Genomic DNA, 25,383 nt, shown 5'->3' with positions numbered 1-25,383 from the left:
GTTTGCAAAAATGTCACACTTTGGCAATTGAATTTGCGGAGTGCTAAATCCGGCGCTTGTAAGGCAGCGAAGAGCTATTAAGTTGATGTGACCATCCTGTCACATTTGCGAGGCGTCCATGGCGTCGGCATTCTTATCGATTGTCCAAAAAATTGTCCGAAAGGGTTCTTTGGCCCTTACTCTTGCCAATGGCGAGACCCACACGATTGGCAATGGCACCGGTAATCCGGTTGCCGTTCGTCTTGCCGATCAGGAAGCCGAGGATGCGATCCGTCGCGATCCGACGCTGAAGCTCGGCGAAATGTATATGGAAGGCCGGTTCATTCTCGAACAGGGCAACATTTACGACTTTCTCTCTCTGGTGAAGCAGAACACCACCAACGRAATCTTCGATTTCAAGATGGCTGCCCTGCTGATGGGGCGCATCGCCATGCAGCAATTAAAGAGCCGCATGCCGGTCAACCATAACAAGCGTAATGTCGCCCACCATTACGACCTCTCCGAAAAGCTCTTCGAGCTCTTCCTTGATGAGGACTGGCAGTATTCCTGCGCCTATTTCGATCCGCCTGATATCAGCCTGGAGGAGGCGCAGGTTGCCAAGAAGCGCCATATCGCGGCAAAGCTTATGCCGCAGCCGAACCAGCGAGTGCTGGAGATCGGTTCGGGCTGGGGCGGGATGGCGATGTATCTGGCGGAATCGACGCCCGGCCTCGATGTCACCGGCATCACGCTCAGCGAAGAGCAGCTGAAGATCTCACGTGAACGGGCGCAGGCACGCGGCCTTGCCGATCGTGTCCGCTTCGAGCTGCAGGACTATCGCTACCTGACCGGCAGGAAGTTCGACCGCATTGTCTCGGTCGGCATGTTCGAACATGTCGGCATCGGCAATTACGGCAGCTTCTTCAAGAAGGTGCATGAGCTCCTGGATGACAACGGCATCATGCTGCTGCATTCGATCGCGCGTCCGAAGCCGAGCTTTGCCACAAACGCCTTCATCGAGAAGTACATCTTCCCGCAAGGCTATATTCCCTCGATCGCCGAGACGCTGGTGCCGGTCGAAAAGGCTGGACTGCTGACCCGCGATGTCGAAGTGCTGCCGCTGCATTACGCCTATACGCTGCGCCACTGGCGGGAGCGCTTCGTGGCCCGCAAGGCGGAAGCCGTCGCACTTTAMGACGAGAACTTCTTCCGCATGTGGGAGTTCTATCTGGCCGGTTCCGAGATCGGCTTCCGCTGGGACGAACTCTTCATCGAGCAGATCCAGATCACCAAGAACCAGTTCGCGACGCCCGATAACCGGAACTATATTCCGGAGAACGAGGCGAAGCTGAAGGAATTCGAGGCGACGCGGCCACCCCTGGAGAAGTTCACCTTCTGACATCAAAAGCGCGGCTCGGCCGCGTTTTTTCTTTTGGAGAGACGGACATGAGCAGCGCATTTCCAGAAATCACCCTCGTGCGCCACGGCGAAACGGCATGGTCGCTATCCGGCCAGCACACCGGCCGCAGCGATATTCCGCTCACCGCCAATGGCGAGGCGGCGGCCCGCGCGCTCGCTCCGCGGCTCGCAGGTCTTTCCGTCTCCGCCGTCTGGTCCAGTCCCTCCCAACGGGCGCGCAACACCTGCACGCTCTCCGGGTTCGGGGAGGGGGCGATCATCAAGCCCGATCTCGCCGAATGGGATTACGGTGCCTATGAGGGCATTACGACCAGGGAAATCCTCTCGAAGCGCCCCGGCTGGCAGCTTTTCCGCGATGGTTGCCCGGATGGAGAAGCCGTAAAGGATATCGGCGCCCGGGCGGATCGCATCATCGCCGAACTGCGCCAACTCAATGCGCCGGTCCTGATCTTTTCGAGCTCGCATTTCCTGCGCGTGCTCGGCGCGCGCTGGCTCGGCCTGCCGCCGGAAGACGGCTCGCGCTTTATTCTCGATACGACGAGCATCAGCGTTCTCGGCTACGAGCACGATCTGACGGAACCGGTCATCCGCCGCTGGAACCAGAAGTAATTTCCGATCCCCTCGATCTCGCTCTCTTGGTTAAGAATGAGGTAACACCCTCTCTATAAATGTACCGATCGCCGCCGTCCGCGGCCGTTCTTGTATTGCGTTTTCTGGAGTGCGGATGTGTTTAATCGATCAGTCGTATCGATCTCTTTAGTTATTGCCCTTGCCTCTTTCGGCACTGCCTCCGCCCAGGAAGGCGGTCACTGGTGGTCCGGCGACTGGTATTTGAAGGTCGGCGTATCAGGCTTTTCCGCACCGAAGTTCGAGGGTGCGTCGAGCAACGAATTCAAGTTCAGCCCGCTGATCTCGATCGGCCGGCAGGGCACCGGCCCGCGCTTTTCCTCGCGCAACGACAATCCCTCCTTCGCTCTTGTCGACAATGGCGGCTTCCGCGCCGGTATCGTCGGCCGCTATGTGCCGGAGCGTGACGAAGGCGACGACAAGGATCTGCGCGGCCTGAAGAAGGTCAAGTGGGGCGCCGAAATCGGCGGCTTCGCGGAAGTCTACCCGACCGACTGGTTGCGCGCCCGCGCCGAAGTTCGTCAGGGCATCCGCTCCCATGACGGCCTCGTGGCCGACGTTGCGATCGACGCCTTTACCGATATCGCACCCGACCTGCAGCTTTCCGGTGGTCCGCGCGCCACCTTCGCAACGGGCGGCTATTTCGACTCCTATTACGGCGTCAACGACCAGCAGGCGGCTGCAAGCGGTCTGACGCCCTACGATCCCTCGGCCGGCCTGCAGTCTTATGGCGTAGGCACAGCGCTGACCTGGAATGCGACGGAGAATCTCTCGACGAGCGCCTTCGCGGAATACAAGCGCCTTGCCGGTCCGGCCGCGGATAGCAGCCTTGTTCGCGAGAAAGGTTCGAAGAACCAGTTCCTGATCGGCTTGTCTGCGAGCTACAAGTTCAATTTCACGCTGAACTAAGCGGGTTGGGTGATCATACCCAACCGCCATCGACGATGAACTGCTGGCTGGTGCACATGGCGCTGTCGTCAGCGGCGAGAAACAGTGCCATGCGGGCGATGTCGGAAGGCTGCAGCCTGTCGGGCAGGCACTGGCGCTCGGCGATCTGTCGTTCGCCGGCTTCCGTCAGCCACAGGCGCATCTGCCGCTCGGTCATGACCCAGCCGGGCACCATGCAGTTGACGCGGATGCGTTCGGGGCCGAACTCCCGTGCAAGCGCCCGCGTCATCCCCCAGATCGCCGCTTTTGCCGTCACATAGGCCGGGCAATCCGGATCGCCCACCATCCAGGTGATCGAGCCGAAATTGATGATCGAGCCGCCGCCGAGCACCTTCATGAAGGGCCGGGCGGCCTGAGCGGCGAAGAATTGATGGCGTAGGTTGATCGCCATGCGGTCATCCCAATAGGCGACGGTCACGTCCTCTGTCTGGTGTCGGTCGTCGTTGCCGGCATTGTTGCAGAGCACCTGAAGCGGGCCGTTCTGCGCGACGGCTTTTGCGATCGCGCGCTTAAGCGAGTCGATATCGCGCAGGTCGCAGGCAAGAAAGAGCGGTGCGGTGTGACCATCAGCCTCTATCGCACCGACGAGTTCACGGCCGCTCTCCTCAGCAATGTCGACGAAGGCGACCCGGCTGCCCTGGGCGCAGAAGTGCCGTACGAGGCTTTCGCCGATGCCGCTCGCCCCGCCGGTGATAAACACGCTTCGGCCTCGGAGGCTCGGATAGCTGGCATAGGTCGCAAGGTTGTTGCTGGCATCTGGGCTCATCGGGGATCTCCGGAAAGTGTCGTAAGGCTGGTGGGCCGCGCACGAAGGTGCTGCCCGACTGTATCAAACGGAAGACGCCGCAGGCACCCGGGAGGCGCTGCGGCGTCTTTTTTCAACGGTGTCCGGAGCGCGACCTGCGGCGGACTTCAGGTCCGGCTCAGAAGCTCACGTTGAAATTGACCTTCAAGGCATGATCCTGGGTCTCGCCTGCGATCTGACCGGCATAGGATGCGCCGATCGTCGCGTTTTTCGCGAGGTTGAAGTCCAGGCCGGCTTCCATGGTCAGCGCATTCTCGGCAATCGGCGCACCGACGGAATCGAAGCTTGCGCCGGTGTTGAAGGCGAGCTTGGAGCTCGGCGTGACATCGCCATAGGCGTGCCGCCAGCCGAGCATGCCGCGCACGGTCGCCTTGGTATCCTGCAGATCGATAGCGGTCGAAGCGCGAATGCCGAACGTGGTGAAAGCGGTGTCCATAGTGGACGATCCGGTTGACAGTGCTGCGATCGTGCCGCCTTCTTCCGAGAAGGCGTCGCTCTTCAGGCGGGCATAAGCGAGGTTGGCGAAGGGCTCGAAAGCGGTATCTTCAAAATCCATCCGGTAGGCCAGTTCCGCGAAAGCCTGGGTGGTGCGGGCGTCGTAGTCGGCCGACAGGGTCTCGTTGAAGGCTGGGAACACGACATGGCGCTTGGTGCTGATGTCATGCGAAGTATAGAAGACGCCCGTTCGGAAGCCGAGCGGTCCCCATTGCGTGCCGCCATAGACACCGAGATGGACGTTGTCGCTCGAGCCGGATGACGTGCGGGCGTCGACATCGAAACTGGTATTGCTGTAGCCGGCCATCGCCCCGAAACGCCATGTCCCGGCCGCCGCGTCGGCGCCGAAGACGATGCCGCCGGTCGAGTGGTCGAAATCGGCGGCGTAGCCCGCTCCCTCGGTCGTGCTCTTGGCGCCGATCGCCTGGCTCCAGATGGCGAGGCCTTCGGTGTTGCTGATCGCGCCTGTCAAACCGTTCTCGTCGTAAGAGGTGACCTCCGACGTCGGCGTGCCCACTGCGCTGAACGCTGAGCGGAGGCGCTGGCCGACCGCATCGTCGAGATAGAGGCTGTCCTGGATGAAGGCGCCCTTGACGCTGGAATGCACCTCGCCGGAGAGCGCATTGCCGTAGGGCCGCAGATAACGATAGAAGCCGATGGACTCGTCGAGCAGCGGATCGGGCTGTTCGCGGTTGATGACATAAAGCGACCAGCCATCCTTGGTCCAGCCGAAAGAGAGACCCTCGACTTCCTGGTCGCCGGGAGTGTCGAGCTGGCCGATCTCTTCCACTTCGCCTGTCGTCAGATTGGCGCGGTAGAGCGATTTTGTATCGCTTTCGGTGGAGAAATACATCCAGCCGTCGAGGATCTTGCCGCCCTGTGCCTGGTCGATCGTCCTCGAAAGGGGGATGTACTGCTTGAAGGAGCCGTCGGAGAGATTGTAGACCGCGATCTCCGTGGAATTGTCATAGGCCATGCCGTAGAGGAGGCCCTTCTTGGCATCCACGGCCACCCAGCTCGCAACGTCATGCGTGCCGTGCGGAGGGGTCAGGGCGAAATACTTGCCCGTGTAGGTCATGTCGCTCGCGTTATAGATCGCAAAGACCGGCGTGTTGTATTTCTCGCCGGTGACGGGATCGCGGGTGCTGGTGTCCAGCGAGATGTAAAGGTATCCGTCGGCGTAATCGATGTCGCCGATATGGTTGAGGCCTCTGGGCGCACCGGCAAACGGGTTGGCGAGAGCCGGGTCGATCGCACTGTTGTCGCGCGTTATCGTGTTGAAGTTGCCGTCCACCTTGTCCAGCGCGTTCGTGCCGGAAAAGTACCAGTTCTTGCCGTCGGTCGTCACACCCTGACCGCGATAAGTGATGGGATCATCGGTGAATGTAAACTTCTCGACCATGATCCAGGGCTCGACGGCATAAGCGGGCATGGCCGTCGTACAGAGGAGGGCGGTGAGGAGGAGCGGTCTTGCCGCTTGCGCCATGGGCGCCCTGGTTGAGGGACCTCTGGTCATAAATGGCATTTCGAGTTTCCTTTTCGTAGGGCAAAGGCTGCCTGATCGCAGCCGAGAAGGACCGCCGACCTGATGCGGGCAGCGGCGGTGAAGGCGGCGTGATGAAAGCGCAGTGATCCGATCGACGGGCCTCGAGGGCCGGTCGGTCGCGATGCTTTCATGGAGAATGGGGCGCGTGCTGGTTCAGCGCGCGCAGTCGAACCTATCGAAAATGCGATTATACATTTGCGATATTCGATTTATAAATCGCGTCATTTTCGATTTTCGAAAATATATACGCTGAAGTAATAAATAAAAGTCGAGATCTAGGCTCGAGATATTGTCAGTAAATCCATAATAAAGCTTCCATTTATTGGTTTTTTATTCTAATTAAACATGAGTATTAGGGTTTATTTGTATATTGTGAGTTGACGTCACTGAAGCGACTGTTCTATGAGGGCGGTAATAGGGGAGCGATGTGACAATAGTATGAATAGTATGAAGAATAGGAAGAATGCGAAAGCTCGATCTGCGGCTTTCGTGGCGCCATCGCGCATGGAGGGGATGACCGGCAGCAGCCTTCACACGAGGGTGCTCAACGAGATCGGCCAGAGCATCGTGCGAGGCGATCTTTTGCCCGGCGATCCGTTGCCGAATGCGGATGATTGGAGTGCCGCGCATGGAGTGAGCCGCACCGTGCTGCGTGAAGTGATCAAGGTCCTGGCAGGCAAGGGCATGGTGGAATCGCGCCCGAAGATCGGCACCCGCGTGCGTCCACGCAAGGATTGGAATTTTCTCGATCCGGATGTGCTCTTGTGGCGCTACGGCGGAAGAACCACAGCCGAAGACGCCCGCTCGCTTTTCGAGTTGCGTCGTGCGATCGAGCCGACGGCTGGTGCGCTGGCGGCCGAACGCGCCACTCCSGCAGAGATCGAGCATTTGCGTGGTCTGCTCGCCGATATGGAGCGGGCGGGCGATGATGGCGCGCGGTTTGCGGTGCCGGACCTCGCGTTTCATCAGGCGATCCTGCGCATGTCCGGCAATGAATTGATCGGTTCGCTGGCGGCGCTGATCGAGACAGCGCTGGTGATCAGTTTTCGGCTTTCCGACGACAATCCGCAGGGGCAGAGTCATTCGCTGCCCCTGCATCAGCAGGTCGTGGAGAGCATGGCAAATCGCGATTCCGCCGGCGCGAGCAAGGCCCTGGTTTCTTTACTGGATGGAGCCGAAAACGACGTGAAGCGTGCGCTGGCTGCGCGTCAGCGATAGATATGCCGGCCGACCGGTGATCCGATGAACTCTCCTTCGTTCCACAGGGCAGGAGCCTTGCGACATGAAGCGGATACGATCGGGCCGCAGATGGCGCAGCTCGCCGGCGATGGAGTCTTGACCATATGTGCTGCCCGTCGCTAGATGGCCGCATGCAACAGATTGACGGTCTTAACGGGCGCGTTGCCGATGCGCCCTCGGATAATTGGGTTTATCGCATCCTGCCGCCCTGGCTGTGGCCTTATGCGCAACTGGCCCGTTGGGACCGGCCGATCGGCTGGCAGCTCCTCATGTGGCCGTGCTTCTGGTCGGCGACGCTCGCTGCCAACGCCGCAATCGAGCCGCGGGTCTTCTCCGGCGCCCTGCTGCTCTACCATCTGCTCCTGTATTTCCTCGGAGCTGTCGCCATGCGCGGGGCCGGCTGCACCTATAATGACCTTGTCGACCACGAGATCGACATGCAGGTGGCGCGCACCCGCTCGCGTCCGCTGCCCTCGGGTCGTGTGACGCATCGGCAGGCAAAGATATTCATCGGGCTACAGGCGCTGGTCGGCCTGTTCGTGCTGTTGCAGTTCAACTGGTTTGCCGTGCTCCTTGGCGTGTTGTCACTTGGCATCGTTGCGCTCTATCCCTTTGCCAAGCGCTTTACCGACTGGCCTCAATTCTTCCTCGGCCTTGCCTTTTCCTGGGGCGCGCTCATGGGCTGGGCAGGGATTTTCGGCAGCCTCTCCTTCTCTGCCTTCCTGCTTTACCTCGCGTCGGTCGTCTGGACGATCGGCTACGACACGATCTATGCCCATCAGGACAAGGAGGATGACGAGCTGATCGGCGTTCGCTCCACCGCGCGCCTGTTCGGCGAGCGTACGCGTCTGGCGCTTGTCGGCCTCTATGGGCTGACCCTGGTGCTGATGTTCCTGTCCTTCGTACTTGCGGGCGTTGGCCTTCTGGCTTTCGTCGGTCTGTTGATCGCCGCCGGGATGTTTGCATGGCAGATCAGGAAGCTCGATATCAACGATGGCGCCCAGTGCCTTGCACTCTTCAAGTCGAACACCCGCGTCGGATTGATCATCTTTCTCGGCCTGTTCGTCTCGCTGCTTTTCGCCATTCCCTGAGCGCAAACGAAAAACCCGGCGCAAAGGCCGGGTCTTAGAGAGGTTCTGAGCGTAGCGCTCAGTTGCGGGCAATGATTTCCTTGCCTTCGATCTTCATGATGACGCCGAGCTTGCCGGTCGTGCGACGCACGAGGAAGCGCGGGCGACGGTTTGCGAAATAGGAATGACGACGGCGCGGCTTCATTTCGCTCGTGCGCAGGCCGCCGAGATGCTCTTCGAGCGGCCTGGCGACGCCGTCGGCTTCCACCATCAGCATGGGAATGCCGAAGGCTTCCGACCAGCTGCGCCAGTCGGCGGCGATATCGCCGAGATCATGGGCGACGAGCAGCGGAATGCAGAGTTCCGGATCTTCGTGATGCAATTCGAGCGTCACGGTGACGTCTCCGTTGCCGTGGTCGATGGCGCGGGCCGCAACGCCTTTGAAAACGCGCCGCGGCAAGGCGATGGAGAGCGGAAGGCCGCTGGAGGGGAGAATCTTGCGCAGGACCGCGCCGCGTTCGTCTATCGTTATGCTGACGTCACCGGCATGGTCGTGGATGGCATAGCTTACCTGCTGCGGAAAGCGAGACGGATCAAGACGCAATGTCGTGCCAGCCCAGACGGGCTTCAGAACGGTATTCTTCATTTCATTTCTACCCTTGTCTTACCTGAGAGCCGGTTTCCGGTCTTCTCCTCGGGACTTTTCGTCCTCTATGGCCGACAATAGGCGCCCCCCCGTTCCGTACAGCTTAAAAATCGCGGTTAAGGAAATCCTGCCTCCGGGAATGGTTAGCAAAAGTGAATATGGCAGGGTTTCCGGAAGGTGAATGTGGGGCCGTATCAAAGCGGGACAGCCTTAGGTAAGCCTCAGGTAAGCTTTGCATGGCAAAATACTCCCGCCAGTAGTCTGTCATTCTTTAAAGATTTTGCTGAAAAGGGCGCGCTTATGATCACGGCATCCCTCGCATATGTCATCCTGTCTCGCGATATGCCCAAGAGTCTGGACCGCGTCGCCAATCAGGCGCAGGTCAAGAAAGATGCCCAGTACTACGTCGATAATATCAATAAGGTGAAGGACGTCGACGACTTCCTTGGCGACTACAAGCTCTATAGCTACGCCATGAAAGCCTACGGCCTCGACGACATGACCTATGCCAAGGCCTTCATGAAGAAGGTCCTGCAGAGCGATCTCACAGATGCGAACAGCTTCGCCAACAAGCTCTCCGATACGCGTTACAGGCAATTCGCCGCCGCCTTCAATTTCAATGCGCCGCCCAAGGATATTCAGACGGACGCGCAGGAAGACGATTTGATCGGCCTTTACAAGCAGTCCTTTGCCGACGCGGCACAGCAGACCGCCACTGAGACGACATATTACAGCAAGCAGATGGACGGCGTGAAAACCGTCCAGGACTTCGTCAGCAATCCCCGTCTCCTGAATTACGCACTCAAGAGCGTCGGCATCGACCCGACCTACATGTCGAAGGACTATATTGCTGGTGTCCTGACCACCGACATCAGCAAGCTTGCCGGCAATGCGCCGGACCCGACCAACCCGGACGCACCACCCGTCGATCCGACCAAGACATATGTAGGCGACAAGCTCTATGCGCTCGCACAGCAGTTCAGCTTCAAGCCCGATAATGGCGATGCACAGTATTTCCGGGACAATATCGGTTCGGTGCAGTCGGTCGACGATCTCCTCGCCGATCCCCGTCTGCGCACGGTTGCGCTGCAGTCGGTCGGCATTGATCCGGCAACGGCCGATGACGCTTTCATCAAGATGGTGCTGACAAGCGATCCGGCCACTCTCGGCGGCGACGTGCCCTTCAGCAATCCCGATCCGTCGCTCAACTATGTCGGCGACAAATACAAGGAACTGCGTTCCTATTTCAGCTTCAACGCCGATGGCTCGGTCAACGGTTCTGCACAGAATTCCGATCAGACCCAGAGCGTCGCGTCGCTCTACGCGTTCCGCGCTCCCGCAGTCGGCGGCGTCGCCCAGACCGCGACACAGAAGAACAACGTCATCGAACAGTATAACATCAAGACCGCGACGCAGATTGTCGACCGCGACGGTACGGCGAGTGATGTGTACTATACCAGCCAGGCGATGTCAGATCTCAACAAGAGCTACTATCTGTCCAAGATCGGCACGATCACCAATGTCGATCAATTGGTCAACGACAAGCGGCTTGCAGATTACGTTCGCGCCGCATTCGGCATGGATCCGGGTTTTACGCAGCTGCGCAACGTTCTGACTGATCCTTCCTATGCCCGTTCGGTCGATCTGGGAAACGCCTACAAGGCCTTCAATTTCAAGTCCGACGGTACGGTCTCTCCGACGGAGCGCGCGCAGTCCTATGATCAGTTGACGGGCATCGTGACTGCCGCGTCGAACGTCTCGAGCTACTTCTCGAACATGATGATGCCGCCGGGTGGTGTCAGCCCGATCGACAATGTCGACGAACTGCTGTCCGACAAAATGCTGACCTCCTATATCAAGGATGCTTACGGCCTCGGTCAGGATTTCAGCAACGCCGAACTGAAGAACATCCTGACGGATTCCGCCTATGCCGATACCGCAGGCCATAAGAACATCCATGACGCCTTCAATTTCAACGCGGATGGTTCGGTCACCTTCCAGACGCAGCCGAATGGTTCCATTGTCGGCGCCCAAAATACTCTCCAGCTTCAGGGCATCAATCAGCTCGTCGCTAACAACTCTTCGTATTATCAGGTCAAGCTCAGCGAGCTTTCCAACAACGGCGCGACCGCGGCGGTCGATGTATTCCTCGCCGACGACAGAGCGGTGAGCCTCCTGCGCTCCAGTATGCAGATTGGCAACGACGTCAGCGACACCACKCTTCGCGGCATTCTGACCGATCCAACGGTCGCGGCTGCCCAGGGCTACAGCGACGTCTATCAACTGTTCAATTTCCATCAGGACGGCACGGTTGCCCAAAACACCCTGTCACAGAATGCCGATCAGGTTGCCGCGATGAACAAGAAGGGGAGCGACGCCGCCACCTATTACGCGAACGCGATGCTTTCGATCACCAGCGTCGATCAGTTGCTGGGTGACCAGAAGCTCAACAGTTACATTCGTTATGCCTTCGCCATTCCGACGAGCGTTTCGGATGCCGATCTGCGCAATGTTCTCACCGATCAGAGCGGCACCGGACCCTATGCCAATGTGAAGGCGGCGTTCAATTTTCAGGCGGATGGCACCGTCGCTGCCGGTTCGGCACAGACGTCTGCGCAGATGGCCTCCGTGAATTCGGCCGCTTCCATCAGGGAGGAAAGTATTGTGGACCGGATGGGCGACGTCAACGACGTCGATCAGTTGCTCGCCGATTCATCTCTGACAGACTATTTAAAGATGGCTTACGGTCTGAGCTACGACACTACCGACGCCGAATTGAAGAATATCCTCACCGATCCGGCCCATGCCGCGTCCGTGGGCCAGAGCGATCTCAACGCTGCTTTCAATTTCCGCGCTGATGGATCGCTGCCGACCTCAACATCCGCCCAAACCGGCGAACAGACGACGAATACCTMGGACAACTATACTTCCCGCGTCAACAACCAGGGCAACGATCTCATTGACCGCATCATCGCGAACTACAAATCGCGAATGGACGACGCCGATGGCGTAAAGAGCATCAATGATTTCATGAAGACCAACACCACCGCCGATACGCTTCTCGGCAACAACTCCTATCCGGATCTTTATCAGATGGCGTTGCAGGCTTACGGCCTGACGACGAACGACATCTCGCGTTCCACCATGCGCAAGCTGCTCGCCAGCGACCCGTATGATCCGAAGGGATATGTCGCATCCTTCAAGGATGACCGCATCACCAAGATGGTGCGCGMGTTCAACTTCGGTGCTGACGGTAAGGCTGCCGAACCCCTGTCGGCTCTCTCCGCTGCCACGTTGGCGAAATATGCGACCGATTATAAGTCGCATGCGACCATGCTCATGAAAGACGGTCCCGCAAAGGACCGCGCTTCCAAGGATGCCACCAAGGAAGTCGATTATTTCGGCAAGACCATACCAACCGTAACGTCGCTCGACGATTTCCTGGCCGACAAGCGACTGACGGATCTCGTGCTGAAAGCGAACGGTCTCGATCCGAAGAACTACGACAAGGATACGCTGAAGAAGATCTTCACGTCCGATCCCGATGACAAGAAGAGCTATCTCAACACCAAGGCCGACGAGCGCTTCAAGGAGATCGTTGCTTCCTTCAACTTCGACAAGGACGGCAATCTGACCCGCGCCAAGTTGGGCACGATCCAGGACAAGCAGGCCGAAGCCAATACGCAGCAGATGTATGTGCAGCAGACCTTGGAAAACCAGCAGGGCGAAAGCAATGATGGCGTTCGCCTGGCACTTTACTTCAAGCGTAAGGCCGGTGACATCACGTCGATCTACCAGATTCTCGGCGACAAGGCGCTCTATCAGGTCGTTCAGACGACCTTTAGCCTGCCGCAGCAGATTTCGGCGATGAACGTGGACAAGCAGGTAGATCTGCTAAATCGCTTCGTGAAGCTGGAAGATCTGCAGGATCCGAAGAAGGTCGACAAGCTCATCAAGCGCTTCACGGCCATGTACGACATCAAGAACAACACACAGYAGTCGCCGGMACTCCAACTCCTKACCGGCGGCACCGGCCAGGCGGCATAGCTGCTCTGATGACGGCGTGAGCCTCAGTCCTCGAGGCTCACGACTTTGTCCGGGTTCATGATGCCTGCCGGATCGAAGGCGCGCTTGATGCGGCGCATCAATTCGATCTCTATTCCCGGCCGGATCGATGCCAGCTCGTCCCGTTTCAACTGACCAATGCCATGCTCGGCGGAGATCGAACCGCCATGGGCGAGCACCAGCCCGTGGACGATATGGTTCATCTCGTGCCAGCGGGCAATGAAGGCATCCTTGTCGGCACCTACGGGCTGGGAGATATTGTAGTGGATGTTGCCGTCGCCCATATGGCCGAAGGCGCAGATGCGTGCGCCGGGCATCGCTGCCATCACCGCCTCGCCGGCCTCGTTCATGAAGTGCGGGATCTTCGAAACCGGCACGGAAACATCGTGCTTGATTGAACCGCCCTCCGGCTTCTGGGCTTCCGACATGCTCTCGCGCATGTGCCAGAGTGCCTTTTGCTGCGCGACGGAGGAGGCGATCGCCGCATCCTGCACGAGGCCTGCTTCGAAACCCTGCTCCAGCACGGCATTCATCATCCGCTCGGCCGTTTCGGCGGAATCGGAGGTGGAGATATCGACCAGGACGTACCAGTCATGCGGCGTTTCCAGCGGATCGCGTACGCCGTCGATATTGCGCGCGGTGATCTCGACGCCGAAGCGCGGCATCAGCTCGAAGCCGGTGAGCGAGGCGCCGCAGAGGCTGGAAGCGAGGTTGAAAAAGGCGAGCGCATCCTCCACTGAAGAAAGCCCGGCAAAGGCAACCTGATGGCCGAGCGGCTGTGGGAAGAGCTTCAGCACTGCGCCGGTGATGATACCGAGCGTGCCTTCCGCGCCGATGAAGAGATCGCGCAGGTCATAGCCCGTATTGTCCTTCTTCAGACGGCGAAGCCCGTCCCAGATCTCGCCCGTCGGCAGCACGACTTCGAGACCGAGGCAGAGTTGGCGCATGTTGCCATAGGCAAGAACCGCCGTGCCGCCGGCATTGGTGGAAAGGTTGCCGCCGATGCGGCAGGAGCCTTCGGAGCCGAGCGACAGCGGAAACAGGCGGCCATGCGCCTCGGCGGCCTTCTGCACCTCGGCGAGGATCGCGCCGCCATCGGCCACCAGCACGTTCGCGATCGGATCGACGTCGCGGATCTTGTTCATGCGTTCGAGCGAGAGGATGACGTCGGCCTTGCCCTCGCGCGGCGTCTGCCCGCCAACGAGGCCGGTATTGCCGGTCTGCGGTACGATGGCCGTGCCGGTCTCGGTTGCAAGCTTCATGATCGCGGAAACTTCCTCGACCGAGCTGGGCTTCAGCAGGAGAGGGGAGGAGCCGTGATAGAGGCCGCGGTTTTCAACGAGGTGCGGTGCCAGATCGGCCTCGCTGCGCAGCGCATATTTCTCGCCGACGATGGCAGTGAACCGCTCGATTATGTCTTGAGAAATATTTGTGCTGTTCATGGAGCCATGTCCTTGGTTATTGGCCTTCTTCGTCACTCGCGCGGTGCTGCCGCGCGCCGCAGTCTGTCGTTGATTGCTTCTCCAAGCCCTTCGTCGGGAATTGGCGAGAAGGCGATCACGGCCGCACCGCTGGAATCGGCCTTTTTCATGTAGTCGAAAAGATTGGCGGCCGCTTCGGCCAGATCGCCGTGCGGGCTGAGGTTCAGCGCCATCGCCGCATGCTCGGCGCCTGCAACCTCGTTCGGCCCGAAGGCAATCAACGCTTCGCCGGGGTAAAGAGCCGTGGCCTCGAGCCGGACGGCTGCGCCCGGCGCATAGTGCGAGGCAAGCATGCCTGGCGCTTCGATCACGGCGGCCGCCTTTTTCGAACGCAATAGCCGCTTGCCAGCCACCCGTTCGATCTCCCTGGCTGGCAGACCGCCCGGCCGGAGCAGCCGCAGTTCGCCATTCTCGACCTTCACGATCGTCGATTCCACGCCGACCGCGCTCGCTCCGGCATCAAGGATCAGCGGTATCTTCGCTCCAAGATCGGCCTCGACATGGGCGGYACTCGTGGCGCTCACCTTGCCGGACGTGTTGGCGCTGGGGGCGGCGAGCGGCCGGCCGAAGGCGCCGATCAATTCGCCCGTAAAGCCCTTCGGTATGCGGATGCCGACGCTGTCGAGGCCTGCGGTCGCCAGCGCATGGATCGCGGTGCCGGTCTTCAACGGCAGCACCAGCGTCAGCGGGCCAGGCMAGAAGACTTCTGCGAGCGCGCGTGAGATCGGATCGAATTCCGCATAGGCTTCTGCCATAGCAAGATCCGCCATGTGGCAGATCAGCGGATTGAAGCGCGGTCGGCCCTTGGTCTCGTAGATGCGGGTTATGGCGGCCGGATTGGTGGCGTCGGCGGCAAGGCCGTAGACGGTCTCGGTGGGAACGGCGATCGCAAAACCTTCGGCAAGTGCCGCGCAGCCGGCTTCGAGTGCTACCTGCCTGTCTGCCTTGATGTCGATTATTCGTGCCATGTCCTRCCCGGTTTTACTGCGGCAGTCATTAGGCCTTCCTTGCGGCGCGATCAATCCCGCCCAGAACGGGTGGACCTACAGCTGGCGGATGATCTGGCGAAGCTGTTCGTTGCGGGCGCCGAGCAGGAGGATGTTGCGGATGGCGATCTGCGGATCGTTGGTGCGGAAGAGCAGGCCGTTGCCACGCACGGAGCGGTCGACCACCATCTTCTCCGGCGTGCTTTCTCCCGGCTTGACCGCCACGGCGAAATACATGCGGGAATTCTGTACCGCGATATTGTCGAAGAAATTGTCGTTGTCGCCGATGTCGGAATAGAAATTGGCAATGTAGAAGGCCCAGGCCACTTCGTTGTAGCGGGCGAATTTGGTGCGCGCGGCCGTAACGTGGCAGTAGCCAAGATGCGGGCTGTCGGCCAGCGTCCGGTGGAAGATCAACTTCGGAAACTGGATCGCGCGGTGGAAGCCGTTGATATTCTGGTGGGTTTTTTCACCGGCAACCTGCAGCTTGCGTGCAGTCTTTTCAGCGACCTCCTCATGGGTGAGATAACGACGCTCTTCCGGCAGCCAATCCTCGCGGCGGCGGCTGATGCGGCCGGTGCGCAGGAATTCCGAATGTTTGGCGAAAAGCCGCGGCTCGGGGGGCTTGGTCTCGTCTCGCGTGTCGAAATATCGGAGTTTGGCCATGGCTTTCGCAGTCTTCCGCTGTGTCGGTCATCTGCAAGGATAGGATTTCATGTTTAACGCCCTGTTAAAATCGGTGGGTGGCGACTGAACCGGGGCAGGCTTCATCAAGGAGTGTCGCAAATAGGATATGGGTAGCCTGCTGCATTGGATTTGCTCGCAGCCAGGCCCCGCGCAATGTCGCAATTGACGATGATCAAGGCGGAATGGAATGATTTCGGGGATCGTCGGCTCCCTGTCGTCAATTTCGAAGCCGATGTCGCTTTACAACCAAGCGGCTGGCATGCTCGGTGATTAAATGACGCCATGACCAGTTCTCCGGAGGGAGAAGGAAGCCGGCGCGCTTCCGCTGCCGTGCTTCAACAGGGTGGCAGCCGCATGCACGAGGATAGGCAGATGGATATTCGCAGCAACGTTTTGCGCCAGCTCAAGAGCCGCCGCGAGGGTTTCAGCCTCGAACAGCCCTTCTATACCGACGAGGATTATTTCCGTCTGGATATGGAGATGATCTACTATCGCGATTGGCTTTTCGTTGGCCATGATTGCGAGCTGCCAAAACCGGGCGCCTACTTCACCGTCCAGATCGGCGAGTATCCTGTCGTCATCGTGCGGGGACGCGACAACATTGTTCGTGCCTTCCACAACAGCTGTCGCCATCGCGGCTCGCGCGTCTGCACCAAGGAGCACGGCTCTTCGGTTCGTCTTGTCTGCCCCTATCACCAGTGGACCTACGATCTCGACGGCAAGCTCGCCTTCGCGCGCCACATGGGCGATGATTTCGACAAGAGCGGCTTTGGGCTGAAACCGGTCCATTGCGAAATCGTCTCCGGTTACGTCTTCATCTGCCTCGCCAATGTCGCGCCGGACTTCCAGGCCGTGCGCGACAAGATCGAGCCCTATATGGCACCCCACCACATCGGTGAGGCCAAGATCGCCTTCCAGAGCACCATCATCGAGAAGGGCAACTGGAAGCTCGTCTGGGAGAATAACCGCGAGTGCTATCACTGCGCCGCAAACCACCCCGAGCTCTGCCGCACCTATCCGGAAGCGCCGAGCGTGACCGGCACGGATGGCGGTGCCGACGATCCGGAGATTGCCGGCCATTGGGCGCGCTGTGAAGCAGCCGGTCTGCCGAGCAAGTTCCAGATTTCGCCGGACGGACAGTTCCGCACCGCCCGCATGCCGCTGATCGAGGACGCCGAGAGCTACACCATGTCCGGCAGACCCGCCGTCAAGCGTCCGCTCTCCGACGACGTGAAGATCGGCCACATCGGCACCATGCTGCTCTTCCACTATCCGACGACCTGGAATCATCTGCTTGGTGACCACGCCATCTCCTTCCGCGTGCTGCCGCTCAGCGCCAACGAGACGGCGGTGACGACAAAATGGATTGTCCATAAGGATGCGGTCGAAGGCGTCGACTATAACCTTGAGGAATTGACCCACGTCTGGACCGAGACCAACGATCAGGACCGCCGCATCGTCGAAGAAAACGCCTTCGGCATCCGCTCGCCGGCCTACGAGCCCGGTCCCTATTCTTCGGTCCACGAAGGCGGCGTCATGCAGTTCCTCGAATGGTATTCGAACTTCATGGTCAACCGGCTGCAGGGCGATCAGGCAAAGCTCTCGGTCGTTGCCTGAGAGCGTTCATGACCGGTTAATGTCCGGTTCATTTCGCCTTCGGTAAAAATAGAGCGTAGATGCCGTTTTCGGGTCTTTTGGGAACAGTTTCCCATTTTATCCGTTATCGAGCAGGCTTTTTTCGCTCTTGATCGGAGATACGAATGTTTGGGCTGAGTAAGAAGGTTGCGACTGCGGTTATGGCCGCCGCCGTCGTTGTGACGAGCTTCGTGCCGTCGCAGGCAATTCAGATGCCCGCCGCCCCGCAGGTGGAAAAATCTTCGCCTGTCGAAAACGTCCAATACCGCCGTTACTATCGTCCCGGTTATCGGTCTGGTTATCGTCCCGGTTATCGCCCAGGCTACTATCCTGGCTACCGTCCAGCCTATCGCTCCGGCTGGTACGGCGGCTATCGCGGCTATTCCTATTATCGTCCGGGTTATCGCCACTATAACGGCTACTGGTATCCGCTGGCAGCCTTCGGTGCCGGTGCGGTCATCGGCGGTGCCATCGCCGCTCAGCCGCGCTACTACGCGCCCGCACCGGCTCCCTCGGGCATCAATCCGAGCCATGTCGGCTGGTGCGAAAACCGCTACCGTTCCTACAGGGTCTACGACAATACGTTCCAACCCTATAACGGCCCACGACAGCAGTGCTATTCGCCCTACTATTGAGGCGAAACCAGCGATCGAGTCAGAACGCTCGGCCTTCGAGCCGGGCGTTTTCGTTCAGAGAATATCCACCCGCTTCAAGAGCCACCACGCCAAAGCGATGGAGGCGAGGATGAGCCCCACGGCATATTCCGTACCGTAGTCTCCGACGGCGAAGGGCAGGTTCGCCGTGTTCATGCCGAAGAAGCCGGTCACCAGTGTCGGCGGCAACAGGAAGGCCGTCATGATCGACAGGATGTAAAGGTGGCGGTTCGTCTCCGAGGAGAGCTTGGAGTCGATTTCTTCGTGAAGCAGTCTTGCCCGGTCCTGCAGCGCATAGACATCGTGGTCGACTGTTTCCAGCCGGCTCGTCAGTCGTCCGGCAATATCGTCGAAGCCGAAGGGCATTTCGTCTTCGTCGGAGGCTGCCGCTCGCCGCATCAGCGCGAGGACCGTGCGAAGGTGGCGGTGCAGACGCACGATCGTGCGGCGGACGGGAGCAAGCCTGCGGCGTTCGTCACGCGGGGCGTTGTCGTAGACGAAATCCTCGATCAGGTTGAGCTCTTCGGTGAGCTCCATGACGACGGAAATCAGCGTCCGCTGGAACTCGGTCACAAGCAGCTCGAAGAGGTCGACGGGACGGGTGAACTTGCCCGCATTCTTCTCGATCATCACGCGTGTCCGCTCCACGCTTCTCAGCGGCTGCAGGCGCGTGGTGATGATAAAACGGTCGGAGATGGCGAAATGCAGCCAGCCGAGATCGGCCGTGTCCTGGTCGAATTCGCGCTGGCAGTCCACCAGCGTGCCGTAGAGCATCTGTTCATCGACGGTCAGGATCGCGTGGGTGTCGCGCGTGGTCAGCGCCGACTTGGCGTCATCCATCACGCCGAGCGTGTCGAGCAGGGCGGGTACGCGGGCATCGGCGAGGTTGAGATGCAGCCAATAGAAACCGTCGTCCGCGGTCAGCTCCGTGGCCGTCGCGCTGTTTTGCAGCCGCACGGCCTTTTTGCTTTCCGGCGAGAAACGATAGGCCCATACAAGGCCGGGTATGTTGACGGGCAAGGTATCCATTACTGCCGATCCTCTCGCGAAAGCGATCAATCCTACTAAAGCATGTCGCGTCAAAACAAAGGCCTAAAGCGTGACAGCGGATCTGAAAGATCGCGACACGCTTAGAGATTCTCCATGACGTTTGTTTGTGCAAGTGCACAAGCGAAAAGGCGCTCTCGATCATGGTTATCGACCGAAACCAAATTGACGTTTACGTAAAAATCAATTAGCTCTCAGGGTGGAGGCGCTTGCGGACCGGCTTTGCCGCACGCGGGCTGAATGCGGAGGAAAATAGGATGTATAAGGCGCCTGTCGAGGAAATCGCATTCACGCTGAAGCATGTCGCCGGCATGGCAGAAGCGATCGACAGCGGCCTTATGGGCGATCTCGGCGAGGATCTCGTCGATGCCATCCTTGCCGAGGCGGGACGATTTGCCACGGAGGAAGTTGCACCTCTCGCCGACACCGGCGACCGTCAGGGCGCCCGCCTTTCCAATGGTGAGGTGAAAACGCCGGACGGCTGGCGCGATCTCTACCGCAACTGGGCTGCCGGCGGCTGGAACGGTCTGACCGCGCCGGAGGAATTCGGCGGGCAGGCGCTGCCGCATATGCTGAATGTCGCAACGCTGGAAATGTGGAATTCCGGCTMCATGGCCTTTGCCCTATGCCCGACGCTGACCATGGGGGCCATCGAAGCGCTGAACGTTCACGGCAGCGCCGCTCTCAAGGAGAAATACCTGGCGCGGATGGTGTCAGGCGAATGGACCGGCACCATGAACTTGACGGAACCGCATGCCGGTTCCGATCTTGGCGTGCTGAGGGCTAGGGCCGAACGCCGCGACGATGGCAGCTACCGCATCTTCGGCCAGAAGATATTCATCACCTGGGGTGAGCACGACGCGGCCGACAACATCATCCATCTCGTTCTCGCCCGCCTGCCGGATGCCCCTGATGGCACGCGCGGCATTTCGCTCTTCCTCGTGCCGAAATTCCTGATCCATGACGACGGCTCGCTCGGTGCTCGCAACGATCTCTACTGCCATTCGCTGGAGCATAAGCTCGGCATTCACGGTTCGCCTACCTGCACCATGATCTACGGCGACGGAAAATTCGGCGAGGAGAAAGGCGCTGTCGGCTGGCTGATCGGCGAGGAGAACAAGGGCCTCGCCTGCATGTTCACGATGATGAACAATGCCCGCCTCGCCGTGGGTATGCAGGGTGTCGCGATCTGCGAGGCAGCGACGCAGAAGGCTCTTGCCTATGCAAAGGAGCGCACGCAGGGCAAGGCGCCGGGCTGGAGCGGATCGGGCATGAGCCCGATCATCGAGCACCCCGATGTCGCCCGCATGCTGCTGACCATGAAGGCACTGACGCAAGGCTCGCGCGCCATCGCCTATGCCTGCGCCCACGCGATCGACATGGCCCATCGCGCCACCGGGCGACGCGGACACTGGCAGGAGCGCGCCGCTCTCCTGACGCCGGTCGCCAAGTCCTTCGCGACGGATGCCGGCGTCGATGTTGCATCCCTCGGCATCCAGGTCCATGGCGGCATGGGCTTCATTGAGGAGACGGGTGCCGCTCGCTATCTGCGTGATGCCCGCATTGCTCCGATCTATGAAGGCACGAACGGCATTCAGGCCATCGATCTCGTCACCCGCAAGTTACCCTTGTCGGGTGGGGAGCAGGTCAAGGATTTCATTGCCGAACTCAAGGCGATCGCCGAGGCTGTCCGCAGTTCAAACCTCGACGGTTTCGGCACGACGGCCGACAGGTTGGAATCCGCGCTTGCAGATCTGGAGGTGGCGACAGATTGGCTGCTATCCAGCCTCGCCGAAGGCAAATCGGCCGAGGCCCTGTCGGGTGCAACTCCCTATCAGCGTCTCTTCGGCCTCGCCCTGACCGGCTGCTATCTCGCCAAGGGCGGCCTTGCTCGCACGGCGGATGAAGCAGGCGAGGGCCGCATCGTGCTCTGCCGCTTTGCCGCTGAAAACCTGTTGTCCGAAACGGCGGCGTTGAAAGATCGCATCGTCAATGGCGCCGAGAGCCTTGCTGCGGCCCGCGCCGTCCTTGTCTGAGGAGCTGAAAATGAGCGATCCCATTATCATCGAGCGATCCGCCGAACATCCGGCCGTCCAGATCATCCGCTTCAATCGGCCGGAAAAGAAGAATGCCTTTACCCGCGACATGTATMGCAAAATGACGGATGCCCTGAATGCCGCAAATAGCGATGCCGGGATCAGGGTGACGGTCTTCCTCGGCACGGAAGGCTGCTTTTCGGCCGGCAACGACATCGGCGATTTTCTCGCCACGGCCATGGGCGGCAACATCGGAGAGGAGTTGATCGATTTCCTCTATGCTCTCGTCAATGCCGAAAAGCCTCTCGTCTCTGGAGTCGACGGTCTTGCAATCGGCATCGGCACGACGCTCAACCTGCATTGCGACCTGACGATCGCCTCCGACCGCAGCCAATTCCGCACACCCTTCGTCGATCTGGCACTGGTGCCTGAGGCGGGTTCCAGCCTGATCGCTCCGCGTATCATGGGGCACCAGCGCGCCTTTGCCATGCTCGTCGCCGGAGAGGCCTTTACGGCCGATGATGCGAGGCAAGCCGGTCTCATCTGGAAGGTGACGAGCCCGGAAGAGCTTGAAAAGCAGGCGCTAGCCGCAGCCGCAAAGCTTGCCGCCAAACCACCGGAAGCGTTGAACATCGCCCGCCACCTCGTTCGCGGCCCGCGGGAAGAGGTCATCGCCCGCATCGATGAAGAGGCCCGTCATTTCGCCGCCCGCCTGAAAACTGCTGAAGCGCGCGCGGCCTTCGAGGCTTTCATGCGCCGCTGATACCCTAAAAATCGGTGGGCATTCTCAGGTGCGAATTTAAGGCCTTTTTTAAGTATAATCTAACTATTGAATGGAAGACGGATCCCCCGACCGTCCGGGCGTTTGACGTGTTTCGTACGACCCCTCTTGTCCGAATCCATTCAACGGCAATCGCCCGTTCGCAGCGCGCTTAACCCCCGCGCTGCGAAGCCGTTTTGAAGGACCGCAGCTCGAAGCACATCAACTGTATTTTCCTCGATTTCGGATAGTTAGGTATTTGCCAAACTATTTATTGACTCTCGCCCTGGTTCATCTATAGTTAGGTATATGCCTAACCAATCGCATGCCCTCGATTTGATGTTTCAGGCGCTGGCGGACCCCGCCCGGCGCAGCATGGTGGACCGGCTCTGCAAAGGGCCTGCTTCCGTGAAAGAGCTGGCCGAGCCACTCTCAATGGCACTGCCTTCGGTCCTCCAGCATCTGCAGATGCTGGAAGCAAGTGGCCTTGTGCGCTCGGAAAAAACAGGCCGCGTGCGCACCTGCCGGATCGAACCACAGGCGCTGCGCTCTGCCGAGGCCTGGATCAACGAGCGCCGTACGCTCTGGGAGCATCGTCTCGACAGGCTGGGCGTATATCTCGAAGCCAATCCGGAAATGCCGGAAAAACCTGGGAAGCAGAACGAAAAGGAGTAAGACCATGCAGGAAGAGTACAGCGCCCTTCATTCCACCTTCTCCATCGAACGCACTTATGACGTGCCGGCTCCACGCGTTTTCGCCGCCTGGTCCGATCCGAAGGCGCGCCTGCAGTGGGAGGCGATCGGCGAGGACTTCAGCACTACCTATACGGAGAATGATTTCCGCGTCGGCGGCCGCGATATCAGCCGGTTCAACTTTGGCAAGAGCGACGAATATGTCGCCGACGCCCGCTATGAGGATATCGTCAGGGATCGCCGCATCGTCTACGCCTATACGATGTCGCATAACGAACGCCGCATCTCCTCGTCACTGACGACCATCAGCCTGACGCCGGTCGCCGAAGGCACGCATGTCGTCGTCACCGAGCAGATCACCATCCTTGATGGTGGCGACAAGGTGGAATACCGCCAGGCCGGCATCGCCGGACAGTTGGACCAGCTCGGCCGCTATCTCGCCGGCGAAAAGGTCGCCTGACGGCGGCCTATTTCTCGAGCGTCGCCACCACCTCGACATGCGAGGTCCAGAGGAACTGGTCGACGGGCGTGACCGAGGTGATCCGGTAGCCGCCCTCGACGAGGATGGCGAGGTCGCGGGCAAGCGTCAGCGGGTTGCAGCTCACGGCCACCACCTTCTTAACTATCGAGCGCGCCAGTTCCTTACACTGGAATTCTGCGCCCGCTCGCGGCGGATCGAAGACGACGGCGTCATAGACTTTCAGCTCCGAGGTCATCAGCGGGCGGCGGAAGAGATCACGTTTTTCGACGGTCACGGGCTTCAGGCCCTGTGTATTGCGCGCCGCATGGTCGAGAGCCGCGATCGCCTTGCCATCGCCCTCGACGGCATGCACGCGGCCGATGCGGGCAAGCTGCAGCGAAAAAGTGCCGGCGCCGGCAAAAAGATCGGTGATCCGCTTGGCCTTGCCGACATGCGCAAGCACCAGCTCTGCCATCGCCTCTTCAGCAGGCTTCGTCGCCTGCGTGAAGCCGCCGGCAGGCGGAGAGACCTTGATACCGCCGAACTCGACAACCGGCTTGGCAGGCTCGATCAGGATTTCACCATCGAGCGAAACGCGGGCGATGCCGCGAAGGCCGAGTATGACCTCGACCGTCTTGCGACGCTGCTGGTCCGACAGCTTCTTGACGCCCTCTATCGCGAGATCGAGGCCGGACAGGGTCTCCAGAACTGCGATGCGGAAGACATCCGCATTGGTCGCGACTGCCGCCCCGACAGCCTTGATCGCCGGCAGCCGGGAGATGATCCCCGCCGACGAGATGGGACATTCCTCGATGGCGACGATGTGATGACTTTCGGCCTGGTTGAATCCAACAAGCATGTCTTTTTCGGTCTTTCGCGCCGCGAAGACCACTCGCCGCCGCTCGCCGGGATGCGCGGCGACGATCTCGCCGACCTCGGGCGTCAATCCCTTCGATTTCAACGCATCGATGACGAGTTGCCGCTTGAAAGCCCGGTAAGGCACATCCGCCATGTGCTGCAGCGTGCAGCCACCGCAGGTGCCGTTGACGCCATCTGGCCCGAAATGCCGGCAGGGCGGTTCCTGTCGGTCGGCGGAGGCCGAGGCGATCGACATGACCGTGCCCTGGCTCTTGACGCGGGCGACCGCCACCGTCTCGCCCGGCAGGGTGAAGGGCACATAGACAGGCCCGTCCTTGCCGTTGGCAATACCGTCGCCCTGCGCGCCGAGCCTGTCGATGGTGATTGTTTCCGTGCTCACGCTTTTGTCCCTGCCAGTAGAAATTCCTGATTGCCGTCGCCGCCCGAGATGGGTGAAGGGATGAGCCCAAAACTCTTCCAGCCCATGTCTTCGGTGAACCAGCGTTCGAGTTCTGCCGCCACATCGGGCCCGGAAGCCGGATCCTTGAGCAGTCCGCCCTTGCCGATCGCCTCGCGCCCCGCCTCGAATTGCGGTTTGACGAGGATGGCGGCGAGCGCATTGACCTCGGCAATATCGAGCGCCGGGGCAAGCGCCAGCTTCAGCGAGATGAAGGAGACGTCGGAGACGACGAAATCCACGGGCTGGCCGATATCCTCAGCCGTGAGATTGCGGGCATTGAGTCCCTCGATATTGGTCACCCGCGGATCGGCTGATATCCTCGGATGCATCTGCCCGTGGCCGACATCGATTGCCGTCACATGCGCGGCCCCCCGCCCCAGCAGCACTTCCGTGAAGCCGCYAGTCGAAGCGCCGACATCGAGACAGTGCCGTCCTGCCGGGTCGAGCCCGAAGTGATCGAGCGCCGCCACCAGCTTTAACGCTGCGCGCGAAACATAATCCTGCGCCGGATCGTCGATCTCGATTGCCGCATCCGGGCTGAAGACGGCACCAGCCTTCGTCACCACCTTCCCGGCGACCTTCACCGTGCCGCGTGAAATGGCGTCTCGGGCCCGCGAACGGCTCGCAAAGAGGMCGAGGGTGACGAGGAGTTGGTCGAGGCGCTGGCTGTTATGATCGGACATCGGCTGTGAATGACCGTCAAAGCCGCCGGTTGCAAGCATTTTGTTGGCACAGCGGGCACCCCAGTACAGCCTCATATCGCCGGAACCGCAATAAACTAAACCGAT

21 protein-coding genes are annotated in these 25,383 nt (G+C 60.0%); 12 read left to right on the top strand and 9 right to left on the bottom strand.

The annotated features are described in order from the left end of the window. Positions 1-118: 118 nt before the first annotated feature. The 3 genes from AC1DNW_RS18555 (at position 119) to AC1DNW_RS18545 (ending at position 2,934) form a co-directional block, all read left to right on the top strand. Positions 119-1,378 carry a class I SAM-dependent methyltransferase gene (locus AC1DNW_RS18555; protein ID WP_477853985.1) on the top strand — a complete coding sequence of 420 codons (1,260 nt, stop codon included), beginning with the start codon at positions 119-121 and terminating at the stop codon, positions 1,376-1,378. A 47-nt stretch (positions 1,379-1,425) separates the two neighbouring features. Beyond that, on the top strand, positions 1,426-2,007 hold the full coding sequence (locus tag AC1DNW_RS18550) for a histidine phosphatase family protein (RefSeq protein ID WP_113310705.1): 582 nt from the start codon (positions 1,426-1,428) through the stop codon (positions 2,005-2,007). Positions 2,008-2,124: 117 nt separating this feature from the next. After that, positions 2,125-2,934: a MipA/OmpV family protein gene (locus AC1DNW_RS18545; RefSeq protein WP_113310706.1), complete on the top strand. Its 810-nt coding sequence runs from the start codon at positions 2,125-2,127 to the stop codon at positions 2,932-2,934. Positions 2,935-2,947: 13 nt separating this feature from the next. Here the strand turns inward: AC1DNW_RS18545 and AC1DNW_RS18540 are convergent, their stop codons facing one another. Both AC1DNW_RS18540 and AC1DNW_RS18535 read right to left on the bottom strand, forming a co-directional pair. After that, positions 2,948-3,739, bottom strand: coding sequence for an SDR family oxidoreductase (locus tag AC1DNW_RS18540; RefSeq protein ID WP_113310707.1), 792 nt, complete (start codon positions 3,737-3,739; stop codon positions 2,948-2,950). Between the two features lie 157 nt (positions 3,740-3,896). Then, on the bottom strand, positions 3,897-5,798 hold the full coding sequence (locus AC1DNW_RS18535; protein WP_113310708.1) for an autotransporter domain-containing protein: 1,902 nt from the start codon (positions 5,796-5,798) through the stop codon (positions 3,897-3,899). Between the two features lie 534 nt (positions 5,799-6,332). Here AC1DNW_RS18535 and AC1DNW_RS18530 point away from each other — a divergent pair. Then, positions 6,333-7,037 carry a FadR/GntR family transcriptional regulator gene (locus AC1DNW_RS18530; protein ID WP_477853984.1) on the top strand — a complete coding sequence of 235 codons (705 nt, stop codon included), beginning with the start codon at positions 6,333-6,335 and terminating at the stop codon, positions 7,035-7,037. A 152-nt stretch (positions 7,038-7,189) separates the two neighbouring features. After that, entirely contained in the window at positions 7,190-8,149 is a 960-nt protein-coding gene (gene ubiA / locus AC1DNW_RS18525; RefSeq protein WP_113310710.1) for a 4-hydroxybenzoate octaprenyltransferase, read from the top strand. Positions 8,150-8,207: 58 nt separating this feature from the next. Here ubiA and AC1DNW_RS18520 read toward each other — a convergent pair whose 3' ends face one another. Beyond that, the gene (locus AC1DNW_RS18520) at positions 8,208-8,774 is read right to left on the bottom strand and encodes a DUF6101 family protein (RefSeq protein ID WP_113297239.1); all 567 of its coding nucleotides are present in this window, start codon (positions 8,772-8,774) and stop codon (positions 8,208-8,210) included. A gap of 300 nt (positions 8,775-9,074) precedes the next feature. Between AC1DNW_RS18520 and AC1DNW_RS18515 the strand changes: the two genes are divergently transcribed. Then, positions 9,075-12,821, top strand: a complete 3,747-nt coding sequence (locus tag AC1DNW_RS18515; RefSeq protein ID WP_477853983.1) for a DUF1217 domain-containing protein — start codon at positions 9,075-9,077, stop codon at positions 12,819-12,821. Positions 12,822-12,844: 23 nt separating this feature from the next. Here the strand turns inward: AC1DNW_RS18515 and AC1DNW_RS18510 are convergent, their stop codons facing one another. The 3 genes from AC1DNW_RS18510 to AC1DNW_RS18500 all read right to left on the bottom strand — a co-directional run bounded on the left by AC1DNW_RS18510 (position 12,845) and on the right by AC1DNW_RS18500 (position 15,972). Then, a complete protein-coding gene (locus AC1DNW_RS18510) occupies positions 12,845-14,281 on the bottom strand; it encodes an FAD-binding oxidoreductase (RefSeq protein WP_115035611.1) in 1,437 nt (478 codons plus the stop codon). A gap of 32 nt (positions 14,282-14,313) precedes the next feature. Next, positions 14,314-15,288 (bottom strand): L-threonylcarbamoyladenylate synthase, encoded by a 975-nt coding sequence (locus AC1DNW_RS18505; protein ID WP_477853982.1) that lies wholly within the window; start codon positions 15,286-15,288, stop codon positions 14,314-14,316. A gap of 75 nt (positions 15,289-15,363) precedes the next feature. Then, positions 15,364-15,972, bottom strand: coding sequence for a DUF6656 family protein (locus AC1DNW_RS18500; RefSeq protein WP_113297235.1), 609 nt, complete (start codon positions 15,970-15,972; stop codon positions 15,364-15,366). Positions 15,973-16,365: 393 nt separating this feature from the next. On the opposite strand from AC1DNW_RS18500, the gene AC1DNW_RS18495 reads away from it, so the two are divergent. After that, positions 16,366-17,610: an aromatic ring-hydroxylating oxygenase subunit alpha gene (locus tag AC1DNW_RS18495; RefSeq protein WP_113297234.1), complete on the top strand. Its 1,245-nt coding sequence runs from the start codon at positions 16,366-16,368 to the stop codon at positions 17,608-17,610. Between the two features lie 143 nt (positions 17,611-17,753). Continuing rightward, positions 17,754-18,263, top strand: coding sequence for a BA14K family protein (locus AC1DNW_RS18490; protein ID WP_113310714.1), 510 nt, complete (start codon positions 17,754-17,756; stop codon positions 18,261-18,263). A gap of 54 nt (positions 18,264-18,317) precedes the next feature. Here the strand turns inward: AC1DNW_RS18490 and AC1DNW_RS18485 are convergent, their stop codons facing one another. Then, a complete protein-coding gene (locus AC1DNW_RS18485; RefSeq protein ID WP_113297232.1) occupies positions 18,318-19,310 on the bottom strand; it encodes a transporter in 993 nt (330 codons plus the stop codon). A 275-nt stretch (positions 19,311-19,585) separates the two neighbouring features. Between AC1DNW_RS18485 and AC1DNW_RS18480 the strand changes: the two genes are divergently transcribed. The 4 genes from AC1DNW_RS18480 (at position 19,586) to AC1DNW_RS18465 (ending at position 23,277) form a co-directional block, all read left to right on the top strand. Continuing rightward, positions 19,586-21,364, top strand: coding sequence for an acyl-CoA dehydrogenase (locus tag AC1DNW_RS18480; RefSeq protein ID WP_477853981.1), 1,779 nt, complete (start codon positions 19,586-19,588; stop codon positions 21,362-21,364). 10 nt (positions 21,365-21,374) lie between these two features. Continuing rightward, positions 21,375-22,127 carry a crotonase/enoyl-CoA hydratase family protein gene (locus tag AC1DNW_RS18475; RefSeq protein ID WP_477853980.1) on the top strand — a complete coding sequence of 251 codons (753 nt, stop codon included), beginning with the start codon at positions 21,375-21,377 and terminating at the stop codon, positions 22,125-22,127. A 306-nt stretch (positions 22,128-22,433) separates the two neighbouring features. After that, positions 22,434-22,799: a metalloregulator ArsR/SmtB family transcription factor gene (locus AC1DNW_RS18470; RefSeq protein ID WP_113310717.1), complete on the top strand. Its 366-nt coding sequence runs from the start codon at positions 22,434-22,436 to the stop codon at positions 22,797-22,799. A gap of 4 nt (positions 22,800-22,803) precedes the next feature. After that, on the top strand, positions 22,804-23,277 hold the full coding sequence (locus tag AC1DNW_RS18465) for an SRPBCC family protein (protein ID WP_113310718.1): 474 nt from the start codon (positions 22,804-22,806) through the stop codon (positions 23,275-23,277). 7 nt (positions 23,278-23,284) lie between these two features. Here the strand turns inward: AC1DNW_RS18465 and AC1DNW_RS18460 are convergent, their stop codons facing one another. Both AC1DNW_RS18460 and AC1DNW_RS18455 read right to left on the bottom strand, forming a co-directional pair. Beyond that, on the bottom strand, positions 23,285-24,535 hold the full coding sequence (locus tag AC1DNW_RS18460; protein ID WP_113310719.1) for a class I SAM-dependent RNA methyltransferase: 1,251 nt from the start codon (positions 24,533-24,535) through the stop codon (positions 23,285-23,287). Beyond that, the gene (locus AC1DNW_RS18455; RefSeq protein ID WP_477853979.1) at positions 24,532-25,278 is read right to left on the bottom strand and encodes a TlyA family RNA methyltransferase; all 747 of its coding nucleotides are present in this window, start codon (positions 25,276-25,278) and stop codon (positions 24,532-24,534) included. Before AC1DNW_RS18455 ends, AC1DNW_RS18460 begins: the two co-directional genes overlap by 4 nt. Positions 25,279-25,383 lie beyond the last annotated feature (105 nt).

This window comes from Rhizobium sp. 05L429, assembly GCF_056397645.1.
The sequence above is the reverse complement of the archived record's forward strand: the minus strand, read 5'-3'. Positions and strand labels throughout refer to the sequence as shown.

What these genes read in the sequence shown, in the direction of transcription:
- AC1DNW_RS18540 (WP_113310707.1), bottom strand. Translation starts at nt 3,739, where the DNA reads ATGAGCCCAGATGCCAGCAACAACCTTGCGACCTATGCCAGCTATCCG.
- AC1DNW_RS18465 (WP_113310718.1), top strand. Translation starts at nt 22,804, where the DNA reads ATGCAGGAAGAGTACAGCGCCCTTCATTCCACCTTCTCCATCGAACGC.
- AC1DNW_RS18510 (WP_115035611.1), bottom strand. Translation starts at nt 14,281, where the DNA reads ATGAACAGCACAAATATTTCTCAAGACATAATCGAGCGGTTCACTGCC.
- AC1DNW_RS18550 (WP_113310705.1), top strand. Translation starts at nt 1,426, where the DNA reads ATGAGCAGCGCATTTCCAGAAATCACCCTCGTGCGCCACGGCGAAACG.
- AC1DNW_RS18520 (WP_113297239.1), bottom strand. Translation starts at nt 8,774, where the DNA reads ATGAAGAATACCGTTCTGAAGCCCGTCTGGGCTGGCACGACATTGCGT.
- AC1DNW_RS18500 (WP_113297235.1), bottom strand. Translation starts at nt 15,972, where the DNA reads ATGGCCAAACTCCGATATTTCGACACGCGAGACGAGACCAAGCCCCCC.
- AC1DNW_RS18470 (WP_113310717.1), top strand. Translation starts at nt 22,434, where the DNA reads ATGCCTAACCAATCGCATGCCCTCGATTTGATGTTTCAGGCGCTGGCG.
- AC1DNW_RS18495 (WP_113297234.1), top strand. Translation starts at nt 16,366, where the DNA reads ATGGATATTCGCAGCAACGTTTTGCGCCAGCTCAAGAGCCGCCGCGAG.
- AC1DNW_RS18485 (WP_113297232.1), bottom strand. Translation starts at nt 19,310, where the DNA reads ATGGATACCTTGCCCGTCAACATACCCGGCCTTGTATGGGCCTATCGT.
- AC1DNW_RS18490 (WP_113310714.1), top strand. Translation starts at nt 17,754, where the DNA reads ATGTTTGGGCTGAGTAAGAAGGTTGCGACTGCGGTTATGGCCGCCGCC.
- AC1DNW_RS18535 (WP_113310708.1), bottom strand. Translation starts at nt 5,798, where the DNA reads ATGCCATTTATGACCAGAGGTCCCTCAACCAGGGCGCCCATGGCGCAA.
- ubiA (WP_113310710.1), top strand. Translation starts at nt 7,190, where the DNA reads ATGCAACAGATTGACGGTCTTAACGGGCGCGTTGCCGATGCGCCCTCG.